General features: G+C 68.1%; 11 protein-coding genes, 1 tRNA gene and 1 pseudogene. 9 read left to right on the forward strand and 4 right to left on the reverse strand.

Translation table 11 applies throughout. The annotated features are described in order from the left end of the window. Positions 1-70: 70 nt before the first annotated feature. The gene (locus G6N56_RS11380; RefSeq protein ID WP_085254568.1) at positions 71-880 is read right to left on the reverse strand and encodes a hypothetical protein; all 810 of its coding nucleotides are present in this window, start codon (positions 878-880) and stop codon (positions 71-73) included. A gap of 241 nt (positions 881-1,121) precedes the next feature. Between G6N56_RS11380 and G6N56_RS11385 the strand changes: the two genes are divergently transcribed. Both G6N56_RS11385 and G6N56_RS11390 read left to right on the forward strand, forming a co-directional pair. Further along, the gene (locus tag G6N56_RS11385) at positions 1,122-2,126 is read left to right on the forward strand and encodes a chemotaxis protein CheB (protein WP_085254569.1); all 1,005 of its coding nucleotides are present in this window, start codon (positions 1,122-1,124) and stop codon (positions 2,124-2,126) included. A gap of 2 nt (positions 2,127-2,128) precedes the next feature. After that, a complete protein-coding gene (locus G6N56_RS11390; RefSeq protein WP_158090689.1) occupies positions 2,129-2,272 on the forward strand; it encodes a hypothetical protein in 144 nt (47 codons plus the stop codon). A gap of 1 nt (position 2,273) precedes the next feature. Here G6N56_RS11390 and G6N56_RS11395 read toward each other — a convergent pair whose 3' ends face one another. Further along, positions 2,274-3,500, reverse strand: a complete 1,227-nt coding sequence (locus G6N56_RS11395) for a class I SAM-dependent methyltransferase (RefSeq protein ID WP_085254575.1) — start codon at positions 3,498-3,500, stop codon at positions 2,274-2,276. Positions 3,501-3,614: 114 nt separating this feature from the next. After that, positions 3,615-3,688 (reverse strand) — tRNA-Leu (locus G6N56_RS11400). A gap of 359 nt (positions 3,689-4,047) precedes the next feature. On the opposite strand from G6N56_RS11400, the gene G6N56_RS11405 reads away from it, so the two are divergent. The 4 genes from G6N56_RS11405 to G6N56_RS11420 all read left to right on the forward strand — a co-directional run bounded on the left by G6N56_RS11405 (position 4,048) and on the right by G6N56_RS11420 (position 6,931). Then, positions 4,048-4,884, forward strand: coding sequence for a PPE family protein, SVP subgroup (locus tag G6N56_RS11405; protein WP_085254570.1), 837 nt, complete (start codon positions 4,048-4,050; stop codon positions 4,882-4,884). Between the two features lie 58 nt (positions 4,885-4,942). Next, positions 4,943-6,148, forward strand: coding sequence for a PPE family protein (locus G6N56_RS11410; protein ID WP_085254571.1), 1,206 nt, complete (start codon positions 4,943-4,945; stop codon positions 6,146-6,148). 164 nt (positions 6,149-6,312) lie between these two features. Beyond that, the gene (locus G6N56_RS11415; protein ID WP_067929734.1) at positions 6,313-6,609 is read left to right on the forward strand and encodes a WXG100 family type VII secretion target; all 297 of its coding nucleotides are present in this window, start codon (positions 6,313-6,315) and stop codon (positions 6,607-6,609) included. Between the two features lie 37 nt (positions 6,610-6,646). Beyond that, positions 6,647-6,931, forward strand: a complete 285-nt coding sequence (locus tag G6N56_RS11420; protein WP_085254792.1) for a WXG100 family type VII secretion target — start codon at positions 6,647-6,649, stop codon at positions 6,929-6,931. A 164-nt stretch (positions 6,932-7,095) separates the two neighbouring features. On the opposite strand, the gene G6N56_RS11425 is transcribed toward G6N56_RS11420, so the two are convergent. Further along, entirely contained in the window at positions 7,096-8,439 is a 1,344-nt protein-coding gene (locus G6N56_RS11425; RefSeq protein WP_085256662.1) for a PPE family protein, read from the reverse strand. A 712-nt stretch (positions 8,440-9,151) separates the two neighbouring features. Between G6N56_RS11425 and G6N56_RS11430 the strand changes: the two genes are divergently transcribed. The 3 genes and pseudogenes from G6N56_RS11430 to G6N56_RS11440 all read left to right on the forward strand — a co-directional run. Then, a complete protein-coding gene (locus G6N56_RS11430; RefSeq protein WP_085256661.1) occupies positions 9,152-9,928 on the forward strand; it encodes a response regulator transcription factor in 777 nt (258 codons plus the stop codon). After that, a complete protein-coding gene (locus G6N56_RS11435; protein WP_085256660.1) occupies positions 9,925-11,454 on the forward strand; it encodes a sensor histidine kinase in 1,530 nt (509 codons plus the stop codon). The genes G6N56_RS11430 and G6N56_RS11435 overlap by 4 nt, the downstream gene beginning before the upstream one ends. 253 nt (positions 11,455-11,707) lie before the next feature. Further along, a pseudogene (locus G6N56_RS11440) lies at positions 11,708-11,958 on the forward strand (transposase); the annotation flags it as partial. Positions 11,959-12,002: the final 44 nt, after the last annotated feature.

Below are 12,002 nucleotides of genomic sequence, written 5' to 3' on the forward strand. Positions count from 1 at the left end.
ATCTGGCCGCGACGGAGGCGGAGCGCGTGCGGCCCCTCCAGGACTCGCCCCCCCGAAACCAACGTATCCGTCAGCGCCGCTTATCGCGGACTTTGTAGGTGGAGGGCCAGGACTTGCGGGACTCGTCGCCGGTCAGGGGGGTCCCCATGCCCCCGACCTTGACGTTGTACGCCTCCTTGCCCGGGCCCACCTCGCGGTTGGCGTGTTCCTGCGCCAGGTAATACAGCTCGTCGATGGTGGCCTCGTCGTAGGCGACGAACGATGTTTCGCGCGCCACGTCGTCGATTCCGGCAAGCATCCGGTCGGGCAGCAATCGCGATGCGAGAGCCGCCAGCCCGAACAGGACGAACGGGATCACCCAGTAGCAGACGAACGACACCGGGGTCTTCGTGTCGAGCAGGCTGGCCTCCGTGAGACTCGAACGGAGTGCGATCGGCGGGATTACCGACGCCACCGTCATGCCGGCGAACGTCGCGACCCAGAGCCAGCCCAGCACCGTGACGAGCCGGCCGAAGAGTTCGGTCTTGAGGACGTCGGCGGGCTGCCCGGCGGCCGCGAACGCGCGCACGAACGGCCGCCCGGTGAGCGCGCCGGCGAGCGCCACCAGCAAAAGCCCGGCGTTGCCGAGCGGCAGGATCCACTGCCGAAGGAAGGACCCGCCGAGGCTGAAAGTCAGCACGGTTAGCACGAAAAGAATTGCCAGCGAACCGAGTTCGAACGTTCGCTCCGGCTTCTCGCCGCCGCCCTTCGACGCGTCGTCGCCCATGGCGAGGGCGGCGACGGCGATCGCCAGCGCGACCAGCGCGGCGACGCGGAGGGGAACGTTTCCGACCAGCACCCAATAGACGATCCACGGCGCGAGACCAGCCAGCATGCCCACGATTGGCCAGTGTAGGAGTGCCGCCGCCGCGCGTCTGCGGCGGCAGGCCCGAGCGCGGAAACTTTGGTGTAATGCGCACGCGTTCAAGGGGTTTCGTAAGAGTCGGCCCGCGGGCCGCCCGGCGCGCGACGAAGGGCACCCGAGCCGGGGGCTTAAGGCCCTTGGCGTCGCGCCCCGGGCGAGGCGAGTGTTGAAGGCCATACACCCGGGATGAGCGGACGAGCGGGAGGCTGGGCAGGGCATGGGTCCTACGGCAACGCCCGCTGACGGGGTCGTCGCGATCGGCGCATCCGCCGGCGGTATCGAGGCGCTGTCCGACCTGGCGGCGAGCATGCCGGCCGGGTTCCCGTTCGCGGTCATGGTCGTGACCCACATGGGCCGTAATGCGCCGTCCGTCTTGGCGCGGATCATCGATCGCAGCGGCACGTTGCCGGCCACCACGGCGGTCGACGGGGCCGTCCTGGAGCGCGGCCGGATCTACGCCGCGGTGCCCGACCATCACCTGCTCGCGCGAGGCCACCGGGTGGTCCTGTCGGACGGGCCGTGGGAAAGCGGTCACAGGCCCTCGATCGATGTCCTCTTCCGTTCCGTCGCACTGGATTACGGGCCACGGGCGATCGGTGTCCTGATGTCGGGGATGCTGGACGACGGGGTGGCCGGGTTACAGGCGATCAAGTCCAAGGGAGGAGTGACCGTGGTCCAGGAACCCACCGACGCGCTGTTCCCCGACCTGCCGCGAAACGCCCTGCGGGCCGGCGTGGCCGACCACGCCGTCGCCGCCAGGGAGATCGGCGGCCTCCTCGGGCAGCTGGTCGAGCGGGGTGTCGAAGCGCCCGAGGCCGACCCGGACGGCCGGCTCGAGTTGGAGAACCGGATCGCGATGGGCAGCCAGTTCGCAGCCTCCGTCGGCGCCGACGAGCTGGGCCGCCCGACGGGCTATACGTGCCCGAACTGCCACAGTCCGCTCATAGCCGTCTCCGACAACAGCTACCGCTGCCAGGTCGGTCACGGCTGGACGGCCGAGGCGTTGTTGTCCGCGCTCGACGACGAGGTTGAAGACGCCGTCTGGATGGTGATCCGGATTCTCAAGGAGAAGGCGAGACTGTCCCTCCAGCTGGCCGAAAGGCCAGGCGCCGCAGGCGACAGTGAGCGCTACACGGCCTCGGCCCGGCAAGCCCGGCAGACAATTGTGGCGCTGGGCGAGGGCCTGACCGGCCGCGGTCGGCGGGCACCCGGAAGGAGTTGACGATGGACACTGACCGCTACCTCGACGCCATCAAGCGGCTGCTCAGCGCCGAGACCTATTTCCGCAGGCACGAGCGCAGGCACGAGGAGGTCGAGGCGGAAGAAACGGAGCGACCGGGGCCCGAGGCGGCGCCGAACACGAAGTGAGCTAACCGGTGACGCTCCCCCTGAGCGCCACCGCCAGGAAGTCCAGGCGCCATAGCTCCCGGAACAGCTTGCGCGCGAATTCCACCGGTTCGGTGCGGCTGTCCGGCGCATCGGCAGCTTCGCCTGTCACACATTCAACGATCTCCCGGATGGTCCGGCGGCCGTCGACGTGCCGGACGAAGGGCAGCTGGGCCTGGTTCAGCTTCAGCTTGGCGCCGGGCAGAAAGATCTCGTCGCCCGACAGCAGGCACGCCGTGCGCGTCAGTGGCACGTAATCGAGCGATTCGGCCGTCGAGAAATCGATCGTGTAGCCCGCCTCGGGACGTTCGGGGCGGCAGGCCATGAAGAAGTGCGTGGCGTTGACCGTCTGCAGGCGTTCCATCACCGACCACAGCTTGGAGTCGGGCAGGCGATCCAGCGCGGCGTGCAGCCCGCTCGCGGGCGTGAGCAGGTCGTGGGGGTAGTACGGCGTCTTGTGGAACCAGCCCTGGAAGGCGAGCCCGGCGGAGCTTACGAGGTCCAGACACTCCCCGACGGTGTAGCTGCGTTCGCGTGCGTGCAGGAACGTGTCGACAACCGCGCCGTCGGTCAGCAGGTCGCGCGCCACCTTGAGGTAGCCGCGAACCGGGTGCTCGGCGGGTAGCGCGGCGATCGTGTCTTTGACCACTTGGACCGACGCCTCGTCCTGCGACAGTCCGAGGTCGCGAAACACCGACGCGAGGATTTCCACCCCGATGCGGCCGTACTTGGCGTACAGCATGAGGCCCATCGCGCCGTCCGGCCGCAGGAGGCCGCCGAGCGCCGTGAGGCCGGCCAGGGGGTCGGCCAAGTGGTGGAGGACGCCGCTGGACACGATGAGATCAAAGTCGCTGCCCAGCGCCGCGGCCTCCTCGATCGGCAGCAGGCGCAACTCGAGGTTTCCCAGCCCGTGTTTGTCCTTCAGGTATTGCTGGTGGTCTAGCGCCGTGCGGCTGACGTCGATGGCCACCACCTTGGCGGTGCGGTTCATGAACGCGTACACCGCCGCCTGATACGTGCCGCATCCCGCGATCAGGATGTCCAGGTTCGGTCGATAGTCCCGGTCGGGCCACAGGACCCGATGGGCCCAAAAGGGGTCGAACCAGTCCCAGTGGTTCTTGGTCCACCTCTCGAGGTCGGTCACCGGGGGCGGGTATTGCCACCGGTCGTATTGGCGGGAGACGCCGTCACCGCGCGGATCGTCGGTCACTTCGGCGTCGGCTCCTTCGCGGTGGGCGTGCGCGTGCTGATCGACCAACTTACTGCGCCCCGAGGGTTTGCGGCGGGCTCCGCGACGGGACCGGCGGGCGGGGCCCACGCCCCGTGCCCCCAGTCGGACTCGAACCGACACTTGGCGGATTTTAAGTCCGCTGCCTCTGCCAATTGGGCTATGGGGGCCCGGCGGCGAATGTAGCGCGCGCAGACGGGATTCGGGTCACCGCATCCCGCGTGAAAGGTCCCAAAATTCTGGGGATGCGTCCCGGCTGGCCCTGGCCTAAGATGCGCGCGCCGCAGCCCAGTGGGCCCATTGCCGCCCGATCTCAGATGACAACACTATGTCGGCCGGCAGGAGCTCGTTAAAACTATCGACCGCTTCGTTAAGAAGCCGTAAACGCCCGTCACCCTAGCCTTTTCCGTCGGGAATGTGGAGCCGTGGCTCATTAGCCTTACCGCCAACGCACAGGGCCCGTTACGCCAACGCACAGGGTCGATCCACCGCAGGTGGACCGGCATTTTCCGAACACTAGGAGCAGTAGATGTCATTTCTGACAGCCATCCCTGCAGAGTTGCTCGCCGCAGCGCAGCAACTGGAGGCAATCGGCACTTCGCTGACCGCGCAGAATGCGGGCATCGCCGCGCCGACAACGGGTGTTGCCCCCGCTGCCGCCGACTCGGTCTCGGCCCTGCAGGCGGCGCTCTTCTCGGGCTACGGCAGCATGTACCAGCAGATCGCCGCCGAAGCGCAGGCCATCCAGCAGCAGTTCGTCACCACCCTGGGATTGAGCTCCGGCACCTACACGGACACGGAGGCCGCCAACGTCGTCGCGGCCACCCCGGTCGACGTGATCAACCAGCTCGGCACGCTCTTCGGCGGCCCGCTCACCAGCACCAACGGCTTGGCGACCAGCCTGTCCAGCAACACGGCCAACCTGTTCAACATCGGCGGTGGCAACTGGACCTCGGCGGCCTCCGACCTGCTCGGCATGGCCGGTGGCGGTCTGCTGCCCGCCGACTCCGGCGATGCCGCCGCGGCCGCGGGTGACGTCGCCGGCGCCGCCGGCGCCGCGGACGCCGTGGGCTACACGGCGCCCGCCGGCGGCATGGGCGCGATGCCGGTCGCCGGCATGGGCCAGGCGACCATGGTCGGCAAGTTGTCCGCCCCGCCGAGCTGGGCCGGCACCCTCACCTCGAGCGTCAGCCCCGCCACCGCGGCGCAGACGGTCGGTTGGACGGCCGCCGCCCCGCAGGCCGGCCCGGGCACCATCGTGCCCGGCATGCCCGGAATGGGTGCCGCTGCGCGCAACAGCGCCGGCTTCGGTGCGCCGCGCTACGGCGTCAAGCCCATCGTCATGCCGAAGGTCAAGGCCGTCTAGGCGGCCGGCGCGCGCAGGTACAGCAAACAGCGGATTCGGACGAAAAGGACTGATACCAATGGTTTTAGATTTTGCAGGTCTGCCCCCCGAGATCAACTCCGGACTGATGTACGCCGGTGCCGGCTCGGGCCCGCTGATGGCGGCGGCGACGGCCTGGAACAACCTGGCCGCGGAGCTGAGCACCACGGCGACCTCCTGGGACTCGATCATCGGCACGCTGACCGGTGAGCAGTGGACCGGCGCGGGGTCGACCGCGGCGGCCGCCGCGGCCCAGCCCTACGTGAGCTGGCTGACCACCACCGCCGCGGCGGCCGAGCAGGCGGGCGCCCAGGCCTCGGCGTCGGCGGCCGCTTACGAGGCGGCGTTCACGGCGACGGTGCCGCCGCCGGTCATCGCTGCGAACCGGGCGCTGCTGTCGGCGCTGGTCGCGACCAACTTCCTGGGCATCAACACGCCCGCGATCGCGGCCACCGAGGCGCAGTACGCGGAGATGTGGGTCCAGGACGCGATCACGATGTACACCTACGCGGCTGCGTCGACGGCCTCGGGGGTGCTGCAGCCGTTGCTGCCGGCGGCGCCGACCGCCAGCCCGGCCGCGGCCGCCACCCAGGGCGGTGCGGTCTCCGCGGCGTTCACCAACGCCGCGGCCACGCCGGCGGCGTCGGTCCTGGACGGGCTGATCAGCAACCTGACCTCGGTGCTGAACGGTGGGTACATCGGCCAGGGCATTCAAACCGTGATCGACACGCTCGGCCTGACGCCTCTCGAGACCAGCATCGACGGCCTGCTCGGCACGCCGATGTTGTTCAACGGCATCAACGGCGCCGTCAACACCGCGGCCTGGTTCGTCATGAACGCCATCCCGACCTCGGTATCGCTGGGCCACACGCTCGCCGCGGCCGCACCGGCCGCCGCCGCCGCCGACTCCGTCACCCCGTTGGCCGGTGGCGCGATCATCGGCGAAGGGGCGCTGGTGAACTCGGTCAGTGGAGCTGGGGTCGCGGGAACGCTGGGCGAGGCCTCCGCGGTCGGTGGCCTCTCGGTGCCGGCCGGCTGGTCTGCGGCCGCCCCGGCAACCCTCGCCTCCTCGACCGCCCCGCTGGAGGGCTCGGGCTGGACGGTCGCCTCCGAGGCCGGCGAGCCCGTCGCGGCGATGCCCGGCATGCCGGGAATGGCGGGGGCCGCCAAGGGCGCCGCGGGCGCCTACGCGGGACCGCGGTACGGGTTCAAGCCGACCGTCATGCCCAAGCAGGTTGTCGTCTGACAACGGGAAACAAGCGGGATATGTCATCCATTTGAGGCGAGCAATTAACCGGTAGGCCGTAATCTATTCCGTGTTGCGGCCATCACCGCACCAAAATCCACCTGAATAAGACTTTCGACAGCCTGTCGAGCGTCGACACAAACAAGAAAAAGGAGAAAGGCAACATGGCTACACGTTTTATGACTGACCCGCACGAAATGCGGGCGATGGCGGGACGTTTCGAGGTCCACGCGCAGACCGTTGAGGACGAGGCCCGCAAGATGTGGGCGTCGTCGATGAACATCGCCGGTGCCGGCTGGAGCGGCCAGGCCCAGGCGACCTCCTACGACACCATGGGCCAGGTCAACCAGGCCTTCCGCAACATCGTGAACATGCTGCACGGGGTTCGCGACGGACTGATCCGCGACGCGAACAACTACGAGCAGCAAGAGCAGGCTTCGCAGCAGATCCTCGGCAGCTAGTACCGGCTACCGTCCACTACTTGAAAAGGAGCTAGACATGACCATTAACTACCAGTTCGGCGATGTGGACTCCCACGGCGCCCTGATCCGCGCGCAGGCCGCCTCGCTGGAGGCCGAGCACCAGGCCATCGTTCGCGATGTGCTGGCCGCCGGTGACTTCTGGGGCGGCGCCGGTTCGGTCGCCTGCCAGGAGTTCATCACCCAGTTGGGTCGTAACTTCCAGGTGATCTACGAGCAGGCCAACTCCCACGGCCAGAAGGTGCAGACCGCCGGCAGCAACATGGCGAGCACCGACAGCGCCGTCGGGTCCAGCTGGGCCTGACGCACCGCTTTCTCGAACCCGGGGCCGCACACCGATCGGTGTGCGGCCCCGGCGTTTTTGCTCATCCCGGCACCAACCCGCGTGAACGCCGCGAGCGCGCGTGTCTGTACAACGACACGCCGCCGAGCGCGTACATTTGCGGACCCTCGCGACACGAAAGGTGATCAGCCGGCGACCGGCGAGCGGGGAATCAGCGAGGAGCGGAACCCGATCCGCTGGACCGAGCCCTCGGACTCCCGGCCGACCATGCCGCCCAGCGGCAACTTGGAAACACCCGCCGTGCTGGGCGCCGACGGCGCAGCACCCCACCCGCCCGGCATGGTGTTCGCGTCCATAGCCGGCAGCGGCGTCACCGACGAGACCGCCTCGGCCCACGTCGGCGGCACCGACAACGTTCCCAACGAGGCCGCCTGGCCCACGCCCGCCGACGCGCCCTCCCCCAGGCCCGCGGGCCCGAGGGCTCCCAGGCCACCCAGGTCTCCGAGGTGCGGGAGGCCTTCGGCCCCAGCGGCCCCCGTGATCGTGTCCACCCCGGCGAAATCCAGCGACAGGCCGTACCCGTCGAAACCCAGTCCGGCGCCGTCGGCGCCCAAGCCCGCACCGTCGGCGCCCAAGCCGGCCACGTCGGAGCCCAACCCGAATGTGTCAAGCAGGGTCCCGGCAGCGTTTCCGCTCAACAGAGCGCCAAGACTCGAGCTCAGGCCCGACAGTGCCCCAGCCCCCGCGCTGGCACTCTTGGTGGCGGTCTTGGACGTCCCGGTCACGCTCGACAGGGCACTGAGCGGAGCCGAGATGCCCGACGAGCCCAGTGAGGCGGCGGCACCGCCCACCGCCGTAGGCGAGGCCGCGGATACCGACGTCGATCCGGGAGTCGCCAGGCTCTGCAGGGCTTGCGGCACAGAGGACATCAATTGCGTCGACGTCGATTGGACATTGCCGCCGGTCGCCTGCGCGGCCGCGCCGGCCTGACCAGTGACCCCGCCGGGATTGGTCGTCTGCGGCGGCGCGGAGAAGGTGCTGAACGTCGACGCCGACGCCGAATTGGCCGCGTAGGTGTACATCGCCGTGGCGTCCTGCGCCCACATCTCGCTGTACTCGGCCTCGGTCGCCATGATGGCCGGCGTGTTCTGTCCGAACAGGTTCGTCGCGACCAACGCCATCAACCGAGCCCGGTTGACCGCGATGAGCGGCGGGGGCACCGTCATGGCGTACGCCACTTCGTAAGCGCCCGCCGCGGCGGTGGCCTGCTGGGCCGCCTGCTCGCACTGCTCGGCGGTCACGCGCATCCACACCACGTACGGCGCCACCGCGGCGGCCATCGACATCGAGGTCGGGCCCTGCCACTCCTGGGTCAACTCCGTGATCGCCGACTGGTAGCCGCCGGCGGCGGTGCTCAATTCGGCGGCCAGTGACTCCCACCCGGCGGACGCGGCCAACATCGTCGCCGGCCCCGGACCCATGTACATCCGACCGGAATTGACCTCCGGCGGCAACGCACCAAAATCCATTGTCTTCCTTCTTCGTGAATGTTTGCTGACACCGCGATAACCGGCGAGCCGGAGCGGCCGGACAACGACGAGCCGGTGAATGCGGCCGGCGATCCCCGGCACGGCGCGGGGCACCGGCGGCCGAGCCAAGGGAACCCGATGGGCGCCGGAGCGGGACTTATTCGGGGGCGGCGCCCACGGGTCCCGGCCGGCGGCCGACCCGAGCCGACGCGAGTGTCGGCATTCGCGTGAACGACCGTGCTGGGGGCGCGTTCGCCGCCGCGCGAGGCGGCCGGTGCGGGCGACGAACCGCCCCGCGGCACGCGACCGAACGGCGCCACTGATAGTGCCACCAGGCACATTTCAAGACACCGACATTCGTAACATCACGTAACTTGCCGTCGACCGGCTCTGGGACGCCGTTGTCCCCCCGCCGCCGTGCGTACGTGTCCAGCCCCGACGGCATCCGCCGATGTGCCGCGGCCCTCCGATAACGAAAATTGTTTTCAGGCCGTCGATTTGGATTGCCTAACCTCTTTTAAGTCAGCTCGTCCAGTGCAAGACGGCTGCAGTCCAGTATTTTTCGCAATTCAACGCACATCAACTTCACTCATCAAAATCATATAAGACGCATATATGTGCAGCCCCGATTGTGAGGAAAAAAACAACCAAACATTTGAGGTGTCTATGAGCTTCGTGACAACTCCATGTGGGCTTGAGAGAATGTAGGAACATGACTGCAATGTCGGGATACGCGGGAAACCAGCGGCCACGCCAAGCCATCCTGGGGCAGCTGCCCCGCATCTATCGCGCCGATGGATCGCCGATCCGGGTTTTGCTGGTCGATGACGAACCGGCGCTCACCAACCTGGTCAAGATGGCGCTGCACTACGAGGGCTGGGTCGTCGACATCGCGCACAACGGACGCGAGGCCCTCGCAAAGTTCGAAAAGGTCTGCCCCGACGTCCTCGTCCTCGACATCATGCTTCCCGACGTGGACGGCCTGCGGATCCTGGAGCGGGTCCGCGGCTCGGACTCCTACACGCCCACGCTGTTCCTGACCGCGCGCGACTCGGTCATGGACCGGGTGACCGGGCTCACCGCGGGGGCCGACGACTACATGACGAAGCCGTTCAGCCTCGAGGAGCTGGTCGCCCGGCTGCGGGGATTGCTGCGCCGCTCCGGCCAGCAGACGCCACCGGCCGCCGCCGAGACGCTCAAGGTCGGCGACTTGCGGGTCGACACGGCCAGCCGGGAGGTGAACCGTGGCGGCACGCCGATATCGCTGTCCTCGACCGAGTTCGAGCTGCTCCGCTTCCTCATGCGGAACCCCCGCCGCGCGCTGAGCCGCACGGAGATCCTCGACCGGGTGTGGAACTACGACTTCGCGGGGCGGACCAGCATCGTCGACCTCTACATCTCCTACCTGAGGAAGAAGATCGACTCGGGCCGAGAGCCGATGATCCACACCGTTCGCGGTGTCGGGTACATGCTGCGGCCGCCGGAATGACCGGCGAGACCCCTTCCGCCTCAAAGGACCGCCCGCGCTGGCTTCCCCATTCGTTGCGACGCCAGCTGCTGCTGGGCGTGCTGGCCGTCGTCAGCGTCGTGCTGGTGACGGTGGGGTTCGTCTCGGTGCTCAGCCTGCGCGGCTACGTCACCGCGATGAGCGACGTCGACGTCGCCCAATCGCTTGACGCGCTGAGCAATTCGTACACGCGATATCGCAACGGTGAGCACAAGTCGGCGGATCGCGGCACCACGCCGCCGATCGCCCAGGCGATGCTGGAGTTCACCGAACAGACGCCGGGCAACCTCATCGCCGTGCTGCACGACGGCGCGGTGATCGGTTCGGCGGTGTTCTCGGAGGATCAACCGAAACCCGCCCCGGCCGACGTCGTCCGCGCCATCCAGGACCAGCGCTGGGGCGACGGCCCTCCGCGAACCGAACGCCTCGGCAGCCTGGGTTCTTACCGCGTGCAGAGCCGCGCCGCCGGAAGCGATCTGCTGGTCGTCGGGGTCTCGCTGAACCTCGCCGACCAGATCATCGTCCGTAAGCAGATCACCACCACGGTGCTCATCGCGGCGGCCCTGACCGTCACGGCCGCGCTCACCGTGTGGGTCGTCGGGTACACCCTGCGGCCGTTACGCCGGCTCGCCGCGACCGCCGCCGAAGTGGCCGCGATGCCGCTGACCGACGGTGACCAGCGAATCAGTGTCCGGGTCCGGCCGCCGGACACCGACCCCGACAACGAGGTCGGGATCGTCGGACACACGCTGAACCGGCTGCTGAACAACGTGGACAGCGCGCTGGCGCATCGTGCCGAATCCGACCTGCGCATGCGCCAATTCATCACCGACGCCAGTCACGAGCTGCGTACCCCGCTGGCAGCGATCCAGGGTTATGCCGAATTGACCCGCCAGGACAGCGAAGCGCTGCCACCGACCACCGAATACGCCCTGGCCCGAATCGAATCCGAGGCACGTCGGATGACGTTGCTGGTCGACGAACTCTTGCTGCTGTCGCGCCTGGGCGAGGGACAGGATCTGGAAACCGAGGACGTCGACCTGACCGACGTCGTCGACAACGCGGTGAACGACGCTGCGGTCGCGGCGCCGACACACCACTGGTTGAAGAAGCTGCCGGACACACCCGTGTGGGTCCGCGGTGACCATGCCCGGCTGCACCAGCTCGTCAGCAATCTGCTCAGCAATGCCCGCCTGCACACCCCGCCCGGGGTGACCGTGACCACCGGGATCACCTGCCACCGCGCCGGGCCCGAAGCGCCCTGCGCGGAGCTGACGGTCGCCGACGACGGGCCCGGGATCGATGCCGCCCTCCTCCCCCGGTTGTTCGAACGGTTCGTCCGGGCAGACGCGTCGCGCTCCAACGGTTCGGGCATTGGGTTGGGTCTGGCCATCGTGAGCTCGATCGTCAAGGCGCACGAGGGTTCCGTCACTGCCGAATCGATTCCTGGCAGAACGACTTTCCGAGTGCGGTTACCAATGATCGACGGACCGGCGGACGCAGGCTAGCCCTTGGTCGTATTCGCGCGCTTGCCGGAAGCCGGCCGCTTGCCTGGTTGGCGTTCTTATTCCGACGAGCCCGCTTCGTCTCCGCTCGTTTCGACATCGAGTGCGGCTTTTCCTCGATCATTTGCAGCGCCGACCCGACGAGTTGAGTTTTTGCAGTCAGCCACGAGCGCGCGGGTTCTCGACCAGAGCGGCGCGCCGCTTTGGTACGGGTCGTCGTGACGATCGGAGCGGGATTGCGTCGTATCGCCAGGCTTACGACACCGAGATCCGCCGGGTCATCTGCTCAACGAATTCCATTGAGTCACTCACCGCCCGCTACCGACGAGCGATTAAGCCCGCGGGCATTTCCCCTCCGAGCAGGCCCCGATGCAATGCCTGTATCTGGTCACCCGGTCCCTGGACCCGACCGGACGAGGTAAGCCACGATGGGCAATGAGGTGGAAGCCTGCCCTGAATGCGTTCGCGATCACCTTCAACGGCCGGATCACCCCGACCGGCAACTAACCAATGCCAAGGTCGGATCCACCGTTAATCAGACAGCCCCCTTG

This window comes from Mycobacterium saskatchewanense (assembly GCF_010729105.1).
In the GTDB taxonomy this organism is placed as follows: domain Bacteria; phylum Actinomycetota; class Actinomycetes; order Mycobacteriales; family Mycobacteriaceae; genus Mycobacterium; species Mycobacterium saskatchewanense.

Coding starts and splice junctions, on each gene's coding strand:
- G6N56_RS11405 (WP_085254570.1), top strand. CDS start 4,048: ATGTCATTTCTGACAGCCATCCCTGCAGAGTTGCTCGCCGCAGCGCAG.
- G6N56_RS11425 (WP_085256662.1), bottom strand. CDS start 8,439: ATGGATTTTGGTGCGTTGCCGCCGGAGGTCAATTCCGGTCGGATGTAC.
- G6N56_RS11430 (WP_085256661.1), top strand. CDS start 9,152: ATGACTGCAATGTCGGGATACGCGGGAAACCAGCGGCCACGCCAAGCC.
- G6N56_RS11415 (WP_067929734.1), top strand. CDS start 6,313: ATGGCTACACGTTTTATGACTGACCCGCACGAAATGCGGGCGATGGCG.
- G6N56_RS11410 (WP_085254571.1), top strand. CDS start 4,943: ATGGTTTTAGATTTTGCAGGTCTGCCCCCCGAGATCAACTCCGGACTG.
- G6N56_RS11435 (WP_085256660.1), top strand. CDS start 9,925: ATGACCGGCGAGACCCCTTCCGCCTCAAAGGACCGCCCGCGCTGGCTT.
- G6N56_RS11390 (WP_158090689.1), top strand. CDS start 2,129: ATGGACACTGACCGCTACCTCGACGCCATCAAGCGGCTGCTCAGCGCC.
- G6N56_RS11420 (WP_085254792.1), top strand. CDS start 6,647: ATGACCATTAACTACCAGTTCGGCGATGTGGACTCCCACGGCGCCCTG.
- G6N56_RS11385 (WP_085254569.1), top strand. CDS start 1,122: ATGGGTCCTACGGCAACGCCCGCTGACGGGGTCGTCGCGATCGGCGCA.